Source organism: Streptomyces sp. TG1A-8 (assembly GCF_030499535.1).
Lineage (GTDB): Bacteria > Actinomycetota > Actinomycetes > Streptomycetales > Streptomycetaceae > Streptomyces.
Window position 1 is genome coordinate 1931588 of sequence record NZ_JASTLB010000001.1, and the last position, 20021, is coordinate 1951608.

Sequence of the window (20021 nt, forward strand, 5' to 3'; positions counted from 1 at the left end):
GCGGGCACCCCGGGACCGGGCGGCCGTTCCCGGCGCTCAGTAGGCCGGCAGTGTGCGGGGGCCGAGGTCGTCGCGGGCGGGCGGCGGTGCGAGCCGCGCGGTGGCGCCGAGGACGCTCACGCCGTGCGGGGCGACGACGACCGGTTCCAGGGTGACGGCGACGACCTCGGGGTGGTCGTCCACGAGCCGGGACACGCGCAGCAGCAGTTCCTCCAGCGCGGGGGTGTCCACGGGGGTGGAGCCGCGCCAGCCGAACAGCAGGGGGGCCGTGCGGATGGAGCGCACCAGCGAGGTCGCGTCCCGGTCGGTGACCGGCACCAGCCGGTGCGCCATGTCCCCGAGGAGCTGGGAGGCGGCCCCCGCGAGGCCGAAGGACAGCACCGCGCCGGCGGCCGGGTCGACCACCGCCCGCACGACGGTGTCCACGCCGCGGGGCGCCATGCCCTGCACCACCGGCCGCAGCTCCTCGGGCCTGCCGAACAGCTCGCACAACTCGGCGTACGCGCGGCGCAGTTGCTCCTCGTCCGCTAGGTCCAGGCGTACGCCGCCCAGGTCGGCCCGGTGTCTGAGGTGGGGGGCGGTGGCCTTGAGGGCCACGGGGTAGCCGAGGGTGCGGGCGGCCCCGGCGGCGGCGTCCGGGGTGGGGACGGGCAGCGCCCGGCGGACGGGGATGCCGTACGTCCCGAGCAGCGCGCAGGTCTCCTCCTGCCCGATTGCGGGGCCCTCCCCGCGATCGAGCAGTCCGCGGACCAGCTCGGCGGCCCCCTTCTCGTCGATGTCGTCGTACTCCGGCACCCTTCCCGGCTCGGCCGCCTCCCGCCGCCACTGGGCGTACTTCACGGCTTCGGCGAGGGCGCGCACGGCGCGTTCGGCGGCGGGGTAGGCGGGGATGGGGCGGGAGGGAGCACCGCCCGCAGCGGGGCTGTGCGGCGGGGGCGGCGCGGCGGACGCGTCCGGGGCGGGACCTTCCGGCGGGGGCGCCGCGGCGGGGGCGCGTTCCGCGGGGCGGACCGGGCGGGTGCCGCCCCCGGGGCCGGACGCCCGTCCGGCGGCCCGGGGCGCGGTGCTCGCCGCGGCCGACAGCGCCTCGGCGAGCCCTCCGAGTTCCACGTGCACCACCAGGACGGGCTTCGCGGGGGCCGACGCGGCGGCGGACCGCAGCGCCTCCGCCAGCTCCGCGTCCCTGGGCGGCCCCTCCCCGATGGCCGGGATGGCCGTCACGACCACCGCGTCGCTGGTGTCGTCCGCCAGCGCCCGGGCCAGCTCCCGGTGGAAGTCCGCCGCGCTCGCCGCGGTCGTCAGGTCCAGCGGGCGCGACGGCCGCAGGCCCTCCGCGAGGCACCGGTCGTAGGTCAGCATCCCCAGCGACTCGGAGTTCCCGAGGATCGCCACCCGGGGGCCGGCGGGCAGCGGCTGCCGGGCGAGCAGCAGGCCCGCGTCGACCAGTTCGGTGATCGTGTCCACCCGGATCACGCCGGCCTGCCCGAGCAGCGCGGACACCGTCGCGCGCGGCAGCTGCGTCGCCCGCACGGCGTGCCCCTGCGGCGTGCTCCCGGCCCCCTGCACCACGACCAGGGGCTTGGCCGCCGCCGTCCGGCGGGCGAGGCGGGTGAACTTGCGGGGGTTGCCGATGGACTCCAGGTACATGAGGACGACGTCGGTCTCGGGATCGTCGTACCAGTACTGGAGGACGTCGTTGCCGGAGACGTCCGCGCGGTTGCCGCAGGAGACGAAGGCCGACACGCCGGTGACGCCGGTGACGCCGCCCCCGCGCCGGTGCACCCGGGACAGCAGCGCGATGCCGATGGCGCCGGACTGGGCGAACAGGCCGATGCGGCCGGGGCGGGGCATCTGCGTGGCGAGGGAGGCGTTCAGCCGGACGTCGGCGGCGGTGTTGATGACGCCGAAGGCGTTGGGGCCGATGATCCGCATGCCGTGGGCGCGCGCGAGCCGCACCAGGGCCCGCTGCCGTTCGCGTCCTTCGGGGCCGCTCTCGGCGTATCCGGCGGAGAGCACCACCAGCCCCCGCACGCCGTGTTCGCCGCACTCGGCGACCACCGCGGGCACGTGCTCGGCCGGTACGGCGATCACCGCCAGGTCCACCGGGCCCCCGATGTCCCGCACCGAGCGGTGCGCGGCCACCCCGTCGATGTCCTCGAGGTCTGCGGGGAAGGCCTTGTTCACGGCGTGCAGGCTCCCGGTGTAGCCGGCGTCCCGGAGGTTGCCGAGGACGCTGCGGCCGACCCCTCCGGGCGCGCGGCCGACGCCCACGACCGCCACGGAGCCGGGGGCGAGCAGCCGCCGTACCGAGCGGGCCTCGGCGCGCTGCTCCCGCGCGCGCTGCACGGCGAGGGAGCGGTCGGTGGGTTCGAGGCCGAACTCCAGGCGGACGACGCCGTCCTCGAAGCTGCGCTTCTGGGTGTATCCGGCGTCCGTGAACACCTTGATCATCTTGGTGTTGGCGGGCAGGACCTCGGCGGTGAAGCGGCGGATGCCGCGCTCGCGGGCGACGGCCGCGATGTGCTCGAGCAGGGCGGAGGCGACCCCGCGGCCCTGGTGGGCGTCCTGCACCAGGAAGGCGACCTCGGCCTCGTCGGCGGGTGCGGAGGCGGGCAGGCCGCCGGTGCCGATGCGGTCGTAGCGTACGGTGGCGATGAACTCGCCGCCGATGGTGGCGGCGAGTCCGACCCGGTCCACGAAGTCGTGGTGCGTGAAGCGGTGGACGTCCTTGGCGGACAGGCGCGGGTACGGCGCGAAGAAACGGTAGTACTTCGACTCGTCCGAGACCTGCTCGTAGAAGCTGACCAGGCGGTCGGCGTCATCGACGGTGATGGGCCGGACGCGCGCGGTGCCCCCGTCGCGCAGCACCACGTCCGCCTCCCAGTGGGCGGGGTACTCGTGCCGGTCCTGCCGGTCCGCCGGGGTCTGCATGGGCCCCAGGGTACGGCTCGCGCACGGCAACGGCGCGAGGCAGTCCGTGGGGGACGCGAAGCCGGACCGGGGCCGCGGTCCGGCTTCCGCCGGGGCGGGGCACCGGACCGCTCCGGGCACGCGCCATGATATGGAAAACTGGTCTAGACAACCTGAGAACCTGAAGGGCAGCATCACATGGCTGAGCGCCGCGTCAACGTCGGCTGGGCCGAGGGCCTCCACGCCCGCCCCGCCTCCATCTTCGTCCGAGCCGCCACGGCCACCGGCGTCCCGGTCACCATCGCCAAGGCCGGCGGCACGCCGGTCAACGCGGCCTCCATGCTGGCCGTCCTGGGACTGGGCGCCCAGGGGGGCGAGGAGATCGTGCTGGCCTCCGGCGCCGAGGGCGCGGACGCCGCCCTCGACCGCCTGGCCAAGCTGGTCGCCGAGGGTCTGGAGGAACTGCCCGAGACCGTCTGAGATCACGACGGGAAGCCGCGTCGTCCGGGCAGGACGGCGCGGCTTCCCGCATTTCCACGCCCGCCGGGCGGAAATCCGCCGTGAGCGCGCGAATAAATGCGACCGCACAGGGGCGGCACGCGCGGAAAAAGGCAGCGGAAACACCGGTCCACCGAATATCCGCTCTTTGTATACGGCGCCCGTGTTAATGTCGCGGGCCCGGCATGTTTACGACGTGTTGCGAGTTCCTCACGCGCTCCGGGCGGTCCCCGGCCGGGGTGAGGCGCAGCCGGTGCGCGGCCGTCGCGCGCTCGGTGTGCAGCGCCGTGACGGCTCGCGCGCGCTCGCCGTCGCCGCGCGCCACCGCGTCCACGATGGCGCCGTGCTCCGCCCAGCAGTCCGCCGGGCTGGCCGGTGCCTGCACCGCGTACATCCAGGTGATCTTGTGCCGCAGCTGGGTCAGCGCCGAGGTCAGGGAGTGGCTGCCGCAGGCCTGGGCGAGCGTCTCGTGGAACCAGCCGCCCAGCGAGCGCAGGTCCTCGCTGTTGCCCCTCCTGGCCCGCTCCTGGCCCAGCCGGACCAGGCCGCGCAGCACCTTCAGATGGGCGTCGGTGCGCCGCCGGGCGGCCCGGGAGGCGCCGAGCGGCTCCAGCAGCACGCGCATCTCCAGCAGGTCGGCGGCCTCCTGCTCGGTCGGTTCGGCCACGCACGCGCCCGCGTGCCGCCGGGTCACCACGAACCCCTCCGCCTCCAGGGTGCGCAGCGCCTCGCGGACGGGGACGCGCGAGACGCCGTAGCGGCGGGCCAGGACTTCCTCGGTGAGGCGGCTGCCGCGTTCGTGGACACCGGCCACGATGTCGTCCCGGATCGCCGTGCACACCGAGTGCGCCGGAATACGCATGACCGACCTCCGTCTTAATCCCCGTGAAACGCCGACGATGGACGCGTGTTCCGTGACTCTATTCCAAGGGGCCGGAATTTCCGACGGCGGACCGGAATCCGTGGATATTTTTTGGACAGCGGGCACCGGGACCGCACGGGAACGGCGAAGGCCCCGGCTCGGGGAGCCGGGGCCGCGCCGGGGCGTGCGGTCGTTCGTCAGACGTTCACGCCGTGCTTGCGGAGGTAGGCGACGGGGTCGACGTCCGAGCCGTACTCCGGGGTCGTGCGGACCTCGAAGTGCAGGTGCGGCCCGGTGACGTTGCCGGTGGCGCCGGACAGGCCGATCCGCAGGCCCGCGGTGACCTTCTGGCCCACGGTGACGCCGATGGACGACAGGTGGCCGTACTGGGTGTACATGCCGTCGGCCATCCGGATCACGACCTGGTTGCCGTAGGCGCCGCCCCAGCCGGTGGAGACGACGGTGCCGGAGCCCACCGCGTGGACCGGGGTGCCGCTCGCGGCGTGGAAGTCGACGCCGGTGTGCGAGCCGGAGGACCACAGGGAACCACCGGTCTTGTAGCCGGTGGAGACGTAGGAGCCGGCGATCGGGGCGACGAAGGCGTTCAGGCGCTTGCGCTCGGCCTCCCGGGCGGCGCGTGCCTGGGCCTCGCGGTCCTTCTCGGCGGCCGCCGCGGCCTCCTCGGCCGCCTTCTGCGCGGCGGCCTCCTGCTGGGCGGCGGCCTGCGCGTCGATCTGCTCGGCGAGCGTGTCGCTCACCGTGATGACCGGGGTGAGGCCGGTCTGCTCGGGGGGGTTCTCCGCGGCGAACGCCGGGGCGGCCGCGAGGGTGCCGATGACACCGGTGGTGGTGAGGGCCGCGACACCGGCCGCCTGAGCGGTGGTGCGCTTGACCCGGCCGGGCTTGCGGTGCTTCCCGGTGGCGCACATGAACGCCATGAAGTGGGTGGTCCTTTCCTTCCCTCTCGCCTACCGGGTTAGCTGACGGGTTCGGAGCAGGAAGGTCTCCTACGGGCCCCCTCGCTGGCGCGCGGGCGTCCGATTCACCCCAGGGACTGCGTGGGGTCCCCGGCTCCCCTGGCTCGCGCCGTACGGGGACTCGGCGATGGCTGTCCGGTGCCGCGGATGCGGCGCACTGCCTGACGAACAGCCCGGACGAAGCTACGGTGTGCCGCTTCCCGCCATCAAACAAAAGCGGGCTTTTGTAGCGCATCCCACAGCCCGGAAGGGCAACCACTGCGGCAATCCGGACATGTGGGCAACCGCCCGTGCGCGCGTGGGGCCCTGACGACCCGCCGGTCGCCGGAGCCCCACGCGCGGGTGCCTACTCGGCCCGCACGACCGTGACGGGACCGATGCCGAGGGCCTCCACGGGCGCCGCGATCTGCGAGGCGTCACCGACGAGGACGGTCACCAGGCGGTCCACCGGGAAGGCGTTGACGACCGCCGCGGTGGCCTCCACGGTGCCGGTGGCGGCGAGTCGCCGGTAGAGCCCGGCCTGGAAGTCGTCGGACAGGTGCTGCTCGACCTGGTCGGCCAGGGCGCTCGCGACGGCCGCCGCGGTCTCGTACTTCAGCGGCGCCACCCCCACCAGGTTCTGCACGGCGACGTCCCGCTCGGCGTCGGTCAGCCCCTCCGCCGCGAGCCTGCGCAGCACCTTCCACAGGTCGTCCAGCGCGGGACCGGTGTTGGGGGTGTCCACGGAGCCGCTGATGGCGAGCATCGCGGCGCCCGTGCCGTCCGGGGCGGAGCGCAGGACCTGCGCGAAGGCGCGGACGCCGTAGGTGTAGCCCTTCTCCTCGCGCAGGACGCGGTCCAGGCGCGAGGTGAGGGTGCCGCCCAGGCAGTAGGTGCCGAGCACCTGGGCGGGCCACACGCGGTCGTGCCGGTCGCAGCCGACCCGGCCGATGAGCAGCTGCGTCTGGACGGCGCCGGGCCGGTCGACGACGACCACGCGTCCGGTGTCGTCGGCGGTCACCGGCGGGACCTGCCGCGGCTCGCCCGGGGTGCCGGTCCAGGCGCCCAGGGTGTCGGCGAGCAGCGCGTCCAGGTCCGTGCCGGTGAGGTCGCCGACGACGACCGCGGTGGCCGTCGCGGGGCGCACGTGCCGGTCGTAGAAGGCGCGTACGGCCGCCGCGTCGATCTTGGCGACCGTGTCCTCGGTGCCCTGGCGCGGGCGCGACATGCGCGAGGCCGCCGGGAACAGCTGCCTGGAGAGTTCCTTGGCGGCCCGGCGGGAGGGGTTGGCCAGCTCGTGCGGGATCTCGTCCAGGCGGTTGCGGACCAGCCGCTCGACCTCGTTCTCGGCGAACGCGGGGGCGCGCAGCGCGTCGGCGAGCAGGCCGAGGCCCCTGCCCAGGCGGGAGGCCGGGACCTCCAGGCTGATCCGGACGCCGGGGTGGTCCGCGTGCGAGTCGAACGTGGCGCCGGCCCGCTCCAGTTCGGCGGCGAACTCCTCCGCCGAGTGCTGGTCGGTGCCCTCGGAGAAGGCCCGGGCCATGATGCTGGCGACGCCGTCCAGGCCGGCCGGTTCGGCGTCCAGCGGCGCGTCCAGCAGCACCTCGACGGCGACGACCTGCTGGCCGGGCCGGTGGCAGCGCAGCACGGTCAGGCCGTTGCCGAGGGTGCCGCGCTCGGGGGCCGGGAACGCCCACGGCCTGGCCTCGCCGGGCTGCGGCTGGGGGTGGAACTCCATGGTGGCGAGCTCGCTCACTTGGCCGTCTCCTCGTCGTCGCTGTGCTCGGCGCCTGCCTCCACCGTCGCCTCCGCCCGGGGGTCCTCGGGGACGTCGGTGTCCTCCAGGACCTCGGGGGACTTCGGCTCGTAGACGAGGACCGCGCGGTTGTCGGGGCGCAGGCGGGCCTTGGCCACCTCCCGGACCTCCTCGGGGGTCACCTCCAGAACGCGCCGGACGGCCGTGAGGGCGAGCTGCGGGTCGCCGAACAGGACGGCGTACCGGCACAGTTCGTCGGCGCGGCCGGCGACGGTGCCGAGCCGGTCCAGCCACTCGCGCTCCAGCTGGGCCTGGGCGCGCTCCATCTCCTCGGGGGTGGGGCCCTCCTCGGCGAAGCGGGCCAGCTCCTCGTCGATGGCGGCCTCGATGACCGGCACCTCGACGTCACCGGAGGTCTTCACGTCCAACCAGCCCAGCGAGGGCGCGCCGGCCAGGCGCAGCAGGCCGAACCCGGCGGTGACGGCCGTGCGGTCGCGGCGCACCAGCCGGTTGAACAGGCGGGAGGACTCGCCGCCGCCGAGGACGGTCAGGGCGAGGTCGGCCGCGTCCGCCTCGCGCGTGCCGTCGTGCGGGAGCCGGTAGGCGGCCATCAGGGCGCGTGCCGGGACCTCCTCCACGACGACCTCGCGCAGCTGCTCGCCGAGGACGTCCGGGAGCGTGCCGTCGCGGGGCTCGGGCTTGCCGTCGTGGGCGGCGATGGACCCGAAGTACTTCTCGATCCAGGCCAGGGTTTGCTCGGGGTCGATGTCGCCGACCACGGAGAGCACCGCGTTGTTGGGCGCGTAGTAGGTGCGGAAGAACTGGCGGGCGTCCTCCAGGGTGGCCGCGTCCAGGTCCGCCATCGAGCCGATCGGGGTGTGGTGGTAGGGGTGGCCCTCCGGGTAGACGAGGGCGGTCAGCTTCTCGAAGGCGGTGCCGTAGGGGACGTTGTCGTAGCGCTGGCGGCGCTCGTTCTTGACGACGTCCCGCTGGTTCTCCATGGACTCGTCGTCCAGGGCGGTCAGCAGCGACCCCATGCGGTCCGCCTCCAGCCAGAGGGCGAGCTCCAGCTGGTGGGCGGGCATGGTCTCGAAGTAGTTGGTGCGCTCGAAGCTGGTGGTGCCGTTGAGCGAGCCGCCGGCACCCTGGACCAGTTCGAAGTGGCCGTTGCCCTCCACCTGGCCCGACCCTTGGAACATCAGGTGCTCGAAGAGGTGAGCCAGGCCGGTACGCCCCTTGACTTCGTGGCGGGAGCCGACGTCGTACCAGAGGCAGACCGCCGCCACCGGGGTCAGGTGGTCCTCGGAGAGCACCACGCGCAGACCGTTGGCCAGGCGGTGCTCGGTCGCTGTCAGGCCCCCGGAGCCTGCCTCGGCTGTGGTCGTGTGACCCATGGGCATGTACGTCCCTTCGCGAGCGGAGGCGGTCGTCGAAACCGCGGTTTTCCTGCGTTCCTGCCACTGTATGCACAGCGCGCGGGGCCCCGGCGAAGTTCCCGCGGCACGTACGCCCACAGCGGATCGCGTAGCCTGCGTCAGCGTGCCCGCCGAGCGGCCGCGGAGCGCGGCCCGGCGCCGGGCCGGACCGCGGGGACCGGGTCGCGGCCCGGGTTGTCGGTGCCGCGGTCCACAATGGTCCGCGTCAGATCCCGTCACACGCTTCAGCAAGAGTGAGCCGAAGGGGGCGCGCCCCGTAGGCGAGCGAACAGATCAGGAGGAGCCGGCAGCGATGGCCCGCCGCAGCACGAAGACCCCGCCGCCCGACGATCCGTACGAGGAGAAGATCCTCGACATCGACGTCGTGGACGAGATGCGTGGCTCCTACCTCGAGTACGCGTACTCGGTCATCTACTCGCGCGCCCTGCCGGACGCCCGCGACGGCCTCAAGCCGGTGCACCGCCGGATCGTCTACCAGATGAACGAGATGGGCCTGCGCCCCGACCGCGGCTACGTGAAGTGCGCGCGCGTGGTCGGCGAGGTGATGGGCAAGCTGCACCCGCACGGGGACTCGTCGATCTACGACGCGCTGGTGCGCATGGCCCAGCCCTTCTCGATGCGCGTCCCGCTGGTCGACGGCCACGGCAACTTCGGTTCGCTGGGCAACGACGACCCGCCGGCCGCCATGCGGTACACCGAGTGCCGGATGGCCGAGGCGACGAGCCTGATGACCGAGTCGATCGACGAGGACACGGTCGACTTCGCGCCGAACTACGACGGCCAGGAGCAGGAGCCGGTGGCGCTGCCCGCCGCCTTCCCGAACCTGCTGGTGAACGGCTCCTCGGGCATCGCGGTGGGCATGGCGACGAACATGCCGCCGCACAACCTGCGGGAGGTCATCGCCGCCGCCCGCCACCTGATCAGGCACCCGAACGCCGACCTGGACGCGCTCATGCGGCACGTCCCCGGCCCCGACCTGCCCACCGGCGGCCGCATCGTGGGCCTGAACGGCGTCCGCGACGCGTACGCCACGGGCCGCGGCACCTTCAAGATGCGCGCGACGGTCACGGTCGAGACCGTGACCGCCCGCCGCAAGGGCCTGGTCGTCACCGAACTGCCGTTCACGGTCGGTCCGGAGAAGGTGATCGCGAAGATCAAGGACCTCGTCAACGCGAAGAAGGTCCAGGGCATCGCCGACGTCAAGGACCTCACCGACCGTGAGCACGGGCTGCGCCTGGTCATCGAGGTCAAGAACGGCTTCGTGCCGGAGGCGATCCTGGAGCAGCTCTACAAGCTGACCCCCATGGAGGAGACCTTCGGCATCAACAACGTGGCCCTGGTGGACGGCCAGCCGCTCACCCTGGGCCTGAAGGAGCTGCTGGAGGTCTACCTCGACCACCGCTTCGAGGTCGTCCGGCGGCGCAGCGAGTACCGCCGCGGCAAGCGCCGCGACCGCCTGCACCTGGTCGAGGGCCTGCTCACCGCGCTGGTCGACATCGACGAGGTCATCCGGCTCATCCGGTCCAGCGAGAACTCCGCGCAGGCCAAGGAGCGCCTGATCGAGCGCTTCTCGCTCAGCGACGTGCAGACGCAGTACATCCTCGACACGCCGCTGCGCCGCCTCACCAGGTACGACCGCATCGAGCTGGAGGCGGAGCAGGACAGGCTCACCGCGGAGATCGGGGAGCTGACCCGGATCCTGGAGTCCGACGCGGAGCTGCGCAAGCTGGTCTCGGCCGAACTGGCGGCGGTCGCCAAGAAGTTCGGCACCGACCGGCGCACGGTCCTGCTGGAGTCCGCGGGCGCCACCGCGGCCACCGTGCCGCTCCAGGTCGCCGACGACCCGTGCCGGGTGCTGCTGTCCTCCACCGGTCTGCTGGCCCGTACGTCGACCGCCGAGCCGCTCCCCGAGGACGCCGGCGGCAGGCGGGTCAAGCACGACGTGATCGTCTCGGCGGTCCCGGCGACCGCACGCGGCGAGATCGGCGCGGTGACCTCGGCGGGCCGCCTGCTGCGGATCAACGTGGTCGACCTGCCGCAGCTGCCCGACACGGCGACGGCCCCGAACCTCTCGGGAGGGGCGCCGCTGGCGGAGTTCGTCTCCCTGGAGGACACCGAGACGGTGGTCTGCCTGACCACGCTGGACGAGTCGTCCCCGGGACTGGCGCTGGGCACCGAGCAGGGCATCGTCAAGCGGGTGGTGGCCGACTACCCGTCCAACAAGGACGAGCTGGAGGTCATCACCCTCAAGGAGGGCGACCGGATCGTCGGCGCGGTGGAACTGCGCACCGGCGAGGAGGACCTGGTGTTCATCACCGACGACGCCCAGCTGCTGCGCTTCCAGGCGTCCATCGTCCGTCCGCAGGGCCGTCCGGCGGGCGGCATGGCGGGCATCAAGCTCACCGAGGGCGCGAAGGTGATCTCCTTCACGGCCGTGGACCCGGCGGCCGACGCGGTGGTCTTCACCGTGGCCGGCTCGCGCGGCACGCTGGACGACTCCGTGCAGACGACGGCCAAGATGACGCCGTTCGACCAGTACCCGCGCAAGGGCCGGGCCACCGGCGGCGTGCGCTGCCAGCGGTTCCTGAAGGGCGAGGACTGCCTGTCGCTGGCCTGGGCGGGTCCGGTGCCGGCGCGGGCGGCGCAGAAGAACGGCACCCCGGCCGAGCTGCCGGAGCTGGACCCGCGCCGGGACGGCTCGGGCACCTCACTGCCGAAGACGGTGTCGGTGGTCGCGGGGCCGGTGGCCTAGACGAGCGGGTCCGAAGTGCTGGTCGGTGGTCGTAGGCGATCAATGACCGGGTCGGTGGCGTTGTGTTGCTCCGGTTGTGCCCGATGGCCGCGGTCAGGGCCAGGACGCGTGGGCCGATGCGGGCCAGGACCCCGGCCGGGGTCCTGGCTCCGTGGCGTTCGAGGTCAAGCTGGCCCTTGAGGGTGTCGTTGACCGACTCGACGGGCTGCCGGATCGGCTTGAGCAGGTGCTCGCCTGGCCGGGCCCTGCGGTTGCGGCAGTTCGGCCGCAGCAGGACCAGGCCGTGTTCGCTCGTGAACGTGTCCAGGTGCTCGGAGACGTACCCCTCGTCGCCGACGATCGTCTGCCCGGGGTGCGTGGTCAACAGGTCCTGGTCGTCTGTGGGCACGTCGGCCAGGACCTCGCGTTCACCGGCCCCGGGGTGGGCCAGTGCCCAGGCGATCGGCAGACCGCCGGGTGTGCGGAGCAGGTGCGGGCGCAGGCCCCGGAAGAAGCGGGAGGGCGAGGGGCGGTGGCCGTATCCGGCCCCGCCGGCCAGGGCGGGGCGTTTGACGGTGGGCCGGGAGCGGGCGCACTCCACCGGGGTGGAGTGCACGGTCCGTACGTCGTCGTGCCACAGGTCGGTGTCCCGGGCCAGGGTGCGGATGAACCGGCTGATCAGCGGGTTCGCGGCCCGCGGGCGCTTGTTGTGGCCGGGCTGCCCGGGCGGGTAGGGGGACTCAGCGGCCGGGCGGCGGTGGGCGAACCGTGGCCAGCGGGTCTCGGAGGCGGAGCCGAGGACGGCCCGCACGACCGCGAGCGTCAACGGCTCGGCATCCGTCGGCCTTGGTGGACGGCCCCATCGCCGCGTTCCTGCCAGAGAGTCATCGGTCCTCACGCACAGTGCTGCCGCGAGGGTCTCGAGGTCTGCCGCCACGAACGGATCAACGCGACCCTCGCTTCATGCGCCCGTGGACTTCGGACTTACTCGCCCAGGCCGTGCGCCTCGGTGCCGGGCTCCTCCTCGGAGCCCGGCACATAGCGCAGGACGCCCCACATGCCGTGCTCGTCGGCGTGCGGGGCGTCGTCCGTGCACGCCTGCAGTTCCCTGCCGAGGGCGTCCGTGTCGGTGCCGGAGCCGATCAGCACGAGCTGGGTGCGGCGGACCTCGGCGGGCGTCCAGGGCTCCGGGTAGAAGCGCAGGAACCGGCCGACGGCGTGCACGGCGTAGCGGTTGAGGGGATCGTGCGGTCCGAAGTCCACGTACCCCTTGATCCGGTACAGCCCCTCGGGGCGGCTGTCCAGGAAGCGCATCAGCCGACGGGGTTCCACCGGCACGTCGGAGGTGAAGGAGAGGCTGTCGTAGCCGGTGTGCAGGTGGGGGTGGGCGCCGTGGCTCGCGCCGCCGTGGTCGCCGTCGCCGCCGGTGCGGTCGTGCAGGTCGTCGAAGGACAGCTGGCCGACGCGCTCCTCACTCGGCCGGCAGTCGAAGAGGAACTCCGGGTCGATGCGGCCGTAGGTGGCCGGGACCACGGCGGCACGGTCGGTGAGCGAGCGGACGAGGCCGAGGACGCGGTCGGCGTCCGGGGCCCGGTCGAGCTTGTTGACCACGACCAGGTCGGCCAGGGCGAGGTGCCGGTCGATCTCGGGGTGCCTGGCGCGGGTGCCGTCGAACTCGGCGGCGTCGACGACCTCGACGAGGCCGCCGTAGACGACGCCGGGGTGCTCGCTGGCGAGCACCATGCGGACCAGTTCCTGCGGCTCGGCGAGCCCGCTGGCCTCGATGACGATGACGTCGACGCCGGCGGCGGGCGCGGCCAGCCGGTCCAGGTAGACGTCGAGTTCGCTCCCGTCGACGGCACAGCACAGGCAGCCGTTGCCGAGCGAGACGGTCGAGTCGCCGAGGGCTCCGGCGACGGCCATCGCGTCGATCTCGATGGCCCCGAAATCGTTGACGATCGCTCCGATGCGGCTGCCTCCGCTGCGGTGCAGGAGGTGGTTGAGGAGCGTGGTCTTCCCCGAGCCCAGGAATCCGGCGAGCACGACGACCGGGATCTGCTGCGGGGCGCGGCTGTTCCGCAAGGGGCGACCTCTCTCCTGGGGACCGACTGCGGGACCAGGATAGGAGGGAGGTCCGACGGGGCGGGACGAGGCGGTACGCGAACCGGGCAGGACGCGGAACGAGCCCGGGCGCCGCAGGCCGCCGTGGACCGCCGTGGACCGCGTGGACCGCCGTGGACCGCGTGGACCGCGTGGCGACAGCCTCCGCCTCGCCGCCGGGCGGGGCGGTCCCGGCCCGTCCACGCCTCCTGCGCCGGTACCCGTCCCCGCCGGCGTCAGTCGCCGGCCGGCACTGCGGCCGGGGCGGGCGGGCCCACGTACCGCGCCACCGGGCGGATGATCTTAGAGTCCGCCGCCTGCTCCAGGAGGTTGGCGCTCCAGCCCACCACGCGCGCCGCGGCGAAGGTGGGCGTGAACATCTCGCGGGGCAGGCCGCACAGTTCCATGACCACGCCGGCGTAGAACTCGACGTTGGTGTGCAGTTCGCGGCCGGGCTTCAGCTCGGCGAGGATCGCCTCGACCTGCCGTTCGACCTCGACGGCGAACTCGACGCGCGGACCGCCGAAACCGAGGGCGATCTCGCGCAGCATCCGCGAGCGCGGGTCCTGCGTGCGGTAGACGGCGTGCCCGAAGCCCATGACCCGGTCGCCCGCGCGCACGCGTTCCCGGATCCAGGGGCCGATCCGGTCCGGCGTTCCGATCGCGTCCAGGGTGTCCAGGGCACGGCTGGGTGCCCCTCCGTGCAACGGCCCGGACAGCGCGCCCACGGCACCGGCCAGACAGGCGGCCACGTCGGCGCCCGTGGACGCGATGACCCGCGCGGTGAAGGTTGACGCGTTGAATCCGTGGTCGATGGCGGAGATCAGGTACTGCTCGACGGCACGGGTCCGCCGCGGTTCCGGTTCCTCACCGGTGAGCATGTACAGGTAGTTGGCCGTGTAGGGGAGGTCTTCGCGGGGTTCCACCGGGTCGAGCCCGCGGCCGAGGCGGTGGAGGGCGGTGAGCAGCGTGGGTACGGCGGCGCAGGCGATCAGGGTGTCGGCGCGGCGACGGTCGGCGTCGAGGTCGTGGACCGGCCGGAAGCCCCGCGCGGCGCCCAGCAGGGACAACGCGGTGCGCAGCCCGGCCAGCGGACCGGAGGCGCGGCTCGCCGCGGCGACGGCCGGCAGGGCGGCGCCGACCTCCGCGGGCAGCCGGCGCAGTGCGGCGGTCTCGGCGGCGAAGGCGGCACGGCGCCGCGCGCCGGGGAGCGCACCGTGCACCAGGAGGTGCCAGACGTCCTCGAAGCCGCGGGTGCGCGCCAGCTCGACGGCCGAGTACTGGCGGTAGTGGTAGAAGCCTTCGCGCCCGCGGACGTCACCGATCTCGGTGTCGGCGACGACGACGCCCGCGAGACCGCGGGGTGCGTCGATGAGCGGGGTGACAGCCGTGTGGACGGTCATGGTGATCCTCCCTGGACTTGATTCGACTGTTCATCCTTGACGCACCTTCTGTCAATGTTGATTGAATCAATCTCCATGTTCAACGTGTCCAGGGACCACTACGGTGGCCCCATGCGCGATCACGAATCCCCCGCCGGCCTCCCCGGGCGCAGGCTGACCACCAAGGAGACCGCCGAGGTCCTCGGCGTGAAGCCGGAGACCGTGTACGCCTACGTGAGCCGGGGCCTGCTCAGCAGCAGACGCGAACCCGGGGGGCGCGCCAGCACCTTCGAGGCGGAGGAGGTCGAGGCCCTCGCCCGGCGCAACCGGCGCGACGCCGCGGGGACCGCGGGCTTTGGCGGGGACCTCTCCGTCCGGACCCGCATCACGCTGATCGAGGAGGACCGGTACTACTTCCGCGGCGTCGACGCCGCGGAGCTGGCCGCCCGCCACTCCTACGAGGAGGTCGCGGAGTGGCTGTGGACCGGCCGTCCGGCCCCGGGCGCGGCCTTCACGGCGCCCGGGGCCACCGTCGCGGTCGCGCGGCACGCCGCGAGTGCACTGTCCGGGCACGCCTCCCCGACCGACCGGCTGCGGGTGGCGGCGATCGCCGCGGCGGCCGAGGACCCGCTGCGCTTCGACCTGTCCGAGGCGGCCGTCCTGAGCACGGGCCGCATCCTGATCCCCACACTGGTCGCCGCGCTGCCGCCCGCGCTCCACGGCCACGGGGACGACGGCCCGCTGGCCCGGCGCCTGTGGACCCGGCTCACCGGCCGCCCCGCGGACGACGCCTCCCTGCGCGTCCTGGACGCCGCCCTCGCCCTGCTCGCCGACCACGACCTGGCCGCCTCCACGCTCGCCGTCCGGGTGGCCGCCTCCGCCCGCGCACACGTCTACGCGGCCGTCTCGGCCGGGCTCGGCGTTCTGGAGGGCCCGCTGCACGGCGCCGCCAGCGGCCTGGCCCACCGGATGCTGCTCGACGTGCTCGACCGGGGCACCGCGGTCCCGGTGATCGCGGACGAACTGCGCGCGGGCCGGCGCGTCCCGGGCCTCGGTCACCGGCTCTACACCGGCGAGGACCCGCGCGCACGCGTGCTGTTCGGCCTGCTGGAAGAGGTGCCGCGGGCGGAACCGGCCCTGCTCGCGGCCCGTGACGTCATCACCACGGCCGCCCGCCACACCCCGCTGCACGCCAACGTCGACCTGGCCCTCGCCGTCTTCACGGCCTCCTGCGGCATGCCCGCCACGGCCGGCGAGACGATCTTCGCCGTCGCCCGGACGGCGGGCTGGATCGCCCACGCCCTGGAGGAGTACGGCGAACGCCCGCTGCGCATGCGCCCGAGCGGTCACTACGTCGGCGCACGGCCGCCGCGGCCCCTCCCGGGGCAGGGCGGGCACCCGGCCGGGAACCATTTCGAGTAGAGATAGGTTAGGCTTACCTGTGTGAGTAGGTGTGCGACCGTCTCCCGGAGCTTCGACGAGCCCGTTCCCGGCACGGCGGCCACGGCGACGACGTGGCTGCTGCTGGAGCAGCCCGGCCCGTGGGGTGCCAGGGCACTCACTTCGAGTCACCTCGATCCCGTACTGGGGCGCGCCCTGGAGGCCGCCGCCGGGGGAACCGGCGTCCGCGTCGCCCTCATCCGGCGTCCGGGCCGCCACGCCGACCCGGGCCCGCCCCCGGTCCGGCACGTGTACGCGGCCCACACGGTGCCCGGGAACGTGTGGCTGCACAGCGCCACCCTCCGCGATCCGCGCCGGCTGCTCGACCTCGACCTGGCCGCGCTCGGCGCGGGCGACCACCGGTCCTTCGGCGCCGCGCTCGGCGGCCGGCCGCACGGGGGCGACCCGCTCGCCCTCGTGTGCACCAACGGCAAGCGCGACCGCTGCTGCGCGCTCCTGGGCCGTCCCCTCGCCGCCGAGCTGGCCGCGTCCGGGGTCCAGGGCGTCTGGGAGGTCACCCATCTGGGTGGTCACCGCTTCTCTCCGACGGTGCTCGTGCTGCCGTACGGATACGCGTACGGACGCGCCGAGGCGCACACCGTCAGGGAGGCCCTGCAGGGCGCCCGGGAGGGCCGCGTCGTGGTCGAGGGGTGCCGCGGGTGCTCGGCCTGGGAACGGCCCGGCCAGGCGGCCGAACTGGCCGTGCGCTCGGCGTCGGGCGAGTACGCGGCAGGCGCGCTGGCTGTCGTACGGACCGAGGGCGGCGCGCCCCGTTGGGAGGTCACCGTCGCCCACGCCGACGGCCGTCGCTGGCGCGTCACCGTGGCCCGGGGCGCGGCGCTGCCGCCGCGCCCCGAGACCTGCGGAGCGGCGGTGCTCGGAGCACCGGCGCGGATGGACGTGGTGGCGGTCCGCGAGCTGAGGACCACGGCGCTGGCGGGCTGAGGGCCCGGGCGCTCCGTCGACCGCCCCGCGGACGTGACCGCCCCAGGAACAAGAAGGGGTCGAAGGATCCGCACCGCCCCTACGACCCGTGCCGCCCGTCCCCGTACCGTCGTGCCCATGAGCCCCACTCCCCCCGCACGCCGTCTGCGCCTCGGTCTGCCCCGGCGGGTGTTCTCACAGGTGCTGCTCATGCAGGTGACGATCGCCGCGGGAGTCGCCGTGCTCGCGACCGGGCTGTTCCTGGCGCCGCTGAGCGAGCAGCTGGACCAGGAGGCGATGCGGCGCGCGCTGGCCATCGCGCAGACCACGGCACAGGACCCGCGGATCGCCGAGGGCGTCCAGCACACCCGGCCGACCCGCGACGGTCCGGTGCAGCGGGAGGCGGAGCGCATCCGGCACGCCACCCACGCCGAGTACGTCGTGGTGCTGGGCCGGAACTGGGTGCGCTGGTCGCACCCCGCACCCGGCCGGATCGGCCGCCCGGTCTCCACCGACCCGACCGACGCCCTCGGCGGCCGGGAGGTCATGGGGATCGACAAGGGCACCCTGGGCCGCTCGGCGCGCGGAAAGGTGCCGCTGTACGACGCCGATCACCGGATCGTCGGGGCGGTCTCCGTCGGCATCGCCTACGACAGCGTGCGCGCACGGCTGATCGGCGCGATCCCGGGACTGTCCGCCTACGCGGGCGGCGCTCTCGCAGCGGGCGCGCTGGCCGCCTGGCTGGTCTCCCGCCGGGTACAGCGGCAGACCCGGGACCTGGCCTTCTCCGACATCTCGGCGCTGCTCGCCGAACGCGAGGCGATGCTGCACGGCATCCGGGAGGGTGTGGTCGCCCTCGACCGCGGCGGCCGCATCCGCCTGCTCAACGACGAGGCGCGGCGGCTGCTGGGCATCGGCGACGAGGCCGTCGGGCGGCCCCCGGACGAGGCGCTGGGCGAGGGGCGCACGACGGACGTCCTGACCGGGCGGGTGACCGGCACCGACCTGCTCACCGTCCGCGGCCGGCGCGTCCTGGTCGCCAACCGCATGCCCACCGACGACGGCGGTGCCGTGGCCACCCTGCGCGACCGCACCGAACTGGAGCAGCTGGGCCGTGAACTGGACTCCACGCACGGTCTGATCGACGCGCTGCGCGCCCAGGACCACGAGCACGCCAACCGCATGCACACCCTGCTCGGCCTGCTGGAACTGGAGAGGTACGACGACGCCGTCGAGTTCGTCGGCGAAGTCGTCGGCGGCCACCGGGCCACCGCCGAACAGGTCACCGAGAAGATCCAGGACCCGCTGCTCGCCGCCCTGCTGGTCGGCAAGGCGACCGTGGCGGCCGAGCGCGGTGTGGCGCTGTGGGTGTCGGAACGCACACGGCTGCCGGACCGGCTGGTCGACCCGCGGGGCCTGGTGACGGTCGTGGGCAACCTCGTGGACAACGCGCTCGACGCGGTCGCGGGCACCCCCCACGCGCGCGTGGAGGTCGAACTGCGCGCCGAGGGGCGTTCGGTGGTCCTGCGGGTGCGCGACACGGGGCCCGGCGTCCCGGCGGACCAGCGGGAACTGATCTTCACGGAGGGCTGGTCTACCAAGGCACCGCCCCGGCACGGCAAGCGCGGCCTCGGGCTCTCGCTGGTGCGCCGGTTCGCCGAACGGCAGGGCGGTGGCGCGACGGTGGGCGCGGCGGACGGCGGGGGGCGGAGTTCACCGTCGTCCTGCCCGAGGCGCTGACCGGAGAGGTACGGGAGCCGGTGGCGGCCGACGTGTACTTCCGGACCGGCGCCGTCACCGGCGCCCCCACCGGGGAGGAAGCGCGGTGATCGGGATCCTGGTCGTGGACGACGGCGCCCGGTCCGCCCGGGACCGCCCGGGACCGCCCGAGGGGCACTCCCCCACCACCGCCGGGCCGGTGCGTGGGCGGACCGCGCCTGAACGCGCTTCAGACAGAGCTCACTTGCCGGCCTTCTCGACGAACTCGGTCGTGTACGTCCGGCCGAGGTCGACCGTGGCGTTCTTGATGTTGGGGTTGAACGCCTTGAGGACCTTCTCGACGGTCTCGGGGCCGCCCTCGGGCATCACCCCGTCGTCGGTGAACATGGGCAGCGTGCTCCTGACGGCCTCGGCGTAGAGCGTCTTGTCGCCCTGCGAGTAGTCGGCGGGCATTTTCGCGGCGATCTCGGACGCGCTGTGCGTGGACATCCACTGGAGCGTCTTGACGAATGCATCGACCAGTTTCTGGACGGTCTCCTTGTGCCCGTTCACCCAGTCCGTCTGCATGTACAGGCTGGACGACGGGTAGGGCCCGCCCAGCGCCCGCTGCGAGCCCTCGGGGGTGCGCATGTCCAGGAGGATCTTGCCGGCCTTCTCGTCCAGGACCGTGGCGACCGTCGGGTCGGTCGTCATGCCCCCGTCGATCGCGCCCTTCCGGAGTGCCGCGATGAAGGTGGGTCCGGCGCCCACAGCGACCGGCGTGAACTCGCTGACCTTCACGCCGTTCTTGACCGCGAGGTACTTGGTGAGGAAGTCCGTCGAGGAACCGAGGCCGGTCACGCCCAGCTTCCTGCCCTTGAAGTCCTCGGGCGAGGTGATGTCACCGGACGCCTTGTCCGAGACCATCTCCACCTCACCGGGTGCCTGCGAGAACTGCACGACGGACTCCACCGACTTGCCCTTCACCTGCAGGTCGAGGGTGTGGTCGTAGAAGCCGACCGCTCCCTGCACCTGGCCGGAGACGAGCGCGGTCTCGGCCTGGACCCCTGCGGGCTCGCTGAGCAGCTGGACGTTCAGGCCCTCGGCCCGGAAGTTGCCGAGGCGCTGGGTGAGCATCGCGGGCAGGTAGATGAGCTTGTCCAGGCCGCCCACCATGATCTTGACGGACTCGCCCTTGCCGCCGCCCCCGCCGCTGTCGGCAGTCGTGCCGGCCGCGTCGTTGGCACAGGCGGTGAGCGAGGACAGGGCGAGCAGGCCGGCGACGGCCAGGCAAGCGTATCCGGCGGGTGTGCGCATGGCGGTTCACG

12 protein-coding genes, 2 pseudogenes and 1 riboswitch are annotated in these 20021 nt (G+C 73.7%); of the genes and pseudogenes, 5 read left to right on the forward strand and 9 right to left on the reverse strand.

All coding sequences use genetic code 11. The features are described from left to right. Window positions 1-36 precede the first annotated feature (36 nt). Window positions 37-2931, reverse strand: a complete 2895-nt coding sequence (locus QQY24_RS07960) for a GNAT family N-acetyltransferase (protein WP_301971972.1) — start codon at window positions 2929-2931, stop codon at window positions 37-39. A 177-nt stretch (window positions 2932-3108) separates the two neighbouring features. Between QQY24_RS07960 and QQY24_RS07965 the strand changes: the two genes are divergently transcribed. After that, complete coding sequence (locus QQY24_RS07965) at window positions 3109-3390, forward strand: HPr family phosphocarrier protein (protein ID WP_301971973.1); 282 nt, start codon at window positions 3109-3111, stop codon at window positions 3388-3390. 184 nt (window positions 3391-3574) lie between these two features. Here QQY24_RS07965 and QQY24_RS07970 read toward each other — a convergent pair whose 3' ends face one another. The 4 genes from QQY24_RS07970 to QQY24_RS07985 form a co-directional block, all read right to left on the reverse strand. Beyond that, a complete protein-coding gene (locus tag QQY24_RS07970; RefSeq protein WP_301971974.1) occupies window positions 3575-4270 on the reverse strand; it encodes a GntR family transcriptional regulator in 696 nt (231 codons plus the stop codon). 197 nt (window positions 4271-4467) lie between these two features. After that, complete coding sequence (locus QQY24_RS07975) at window positions 4468-5208, reverse strand: M23 family metallopeptidase (protein ID WP_301971976.1); 741 nt, start codon at window positions 5206-5208, stop codon at window positions 4468-4470. Between the two features lie 12 nt (window positions 5209-5220). After that, a riboswitch (cyclic di-AMP (ydaO/yuaA leader) is annotated at window positions 5221-5384 on the reverse strand. A 209-nt stretch (window positions 5385-5593) separates the two neighbouring features. After that, the gene (locus QQY24_RS07980; protein WP_301971977.1) at window positions 5594-6982 is read right to left on the reverse strand and encodes a pitrilysin family protein; all 1389 of its coding nucleotides are present in this window, start codon (window positions 6980-6982) and stop codon (window positions 5594-5596) included. Next, window positions 6979-8382: a pitrilysin family protein gene (locus QQY24_RS07985; protein ID WP_301971978.1), complete on the reverse strand. Its 1404-nt coding sequence runs from the start codon at window positions 8380-8382 to the stop codon at window positions 6979-6981. The genes QQY24_RS07980 and QQY24_RS07985 overlap by 4 nt, the downstream gene beginning before the upstream one ends. A 328-nt stretch (window positions 8383-8710) precedes the next feature. Between QQY24_RS07985 and QQY24_RS07990 the strand changes: the two genes are divergently transcribed. Next, window positions 8711-11170, forward strand: a complete 2460-nt coding sequence (locus QQY24_RS07990; RefSeq protein ID WP_301971979.1) for a DNA topoisomerase (ATP-hydrolyzing) subunit A — start codon at window positions 8711-8713, stop codon at window positions 11168-11170. 25 nt (window positions 11171-11195) lie between these two features. Here QQY24_RS07990 and QQY24_RS07995 read toward each other — a convergent pair. From QQY24_RS07995 to QQY24_RS08005, 3 genes and pseudogenes are all read right to left on the reverse strand, one after another. Then, window positions 11196-12086: pseudogene (locus tag QQY24_RS07995) on the reverse strand (IS982 family transposase); the annotation flags it as partial. A 47-nt stretch (window positions 12087-12133) separates the two neighbouring features. Next, on the reverse strand, window positions 12134-13231 hold the full coding sequence (locus tag QQY24_RS08000; protein WP_301971980.1) for a GTP-binding protein: 1098 nt from the start codon (window positions 13229-13231) through the stop codon (window positions 12134-12136). A gap of 254 nt (window positions 13232-13485) precedes the next feature. Continuing rightward, entirely contained in the window at window positions 13486-14652 is a 1167-nt protein-coding gene (locus QQY24_RS08005) for a citrate synthase (RefSeq protein ID WP_301971981.1), read from the reverse strand. Window positions 14653-14763: 111 nt separating this feature from the next. Here QQY24_RS08005 and QQY24_RS08010 point away from each other — a divergent pair, with 111 nt between their 5' ends. The 3 genes and pseudogenes from QQY24_RS08010 to QQY24_RS08020 all read left to right on the forward strand — a co-directional run bounded on the left by QQY24_RS08010 (window position 14764) and on the right by QQY24_RS08020 (window position 18824). Next, window positions 14764-16053, forward strand: a complete 1290-nt coding sequence (locus tag QQY24_RS08010) for a citrate synthase (protein ID WP_301971982.1) — start codon at window positions 14764-14766, stop codon at window positions 16051-16053. Between the two features lie 21 nt (window positions 16054-16074). Further along, window positions 16075-17016 carry a sucrase ferredoxin gene (locus QQY24_RS08015; protein WP_301971983.1) on the forward strand — a complete coding sequence of 314 codons (942 nt, stop codon included), beginning with the start codon at window positions 16075-16077 and terminating at the stop codon, window positions 17014-17016. 117 nt (window positions 17017-17133) lie between these two features. Then, window positions 17134-18824 (forward strand): annotated as a pseudogene (locus QQY24_RS08020) (ATP-binding protein). A 130-nt stretch (window positions 18825-18954) separates the two neighbouring features. On the opposite strand, the gene QQY24_RS08025 reads toward QQY24_RS08020, so the two are convergent. Continuing rightward, the gene (locus tag QQY24_RS08025) at window positions 18955-20010 is read right to left on the reverse strand and encodes an ABC transporter substrate-binding protein (RefSeq protein WP_301971984.1); all 1056 of its coding nucleotides are present in this window, start codon (window positions 20008-20010) and stop codon (window positions 18955-18957) included. Between the last annotated feature and the right edge of the window lie 11 nt (window positions 20011-20021).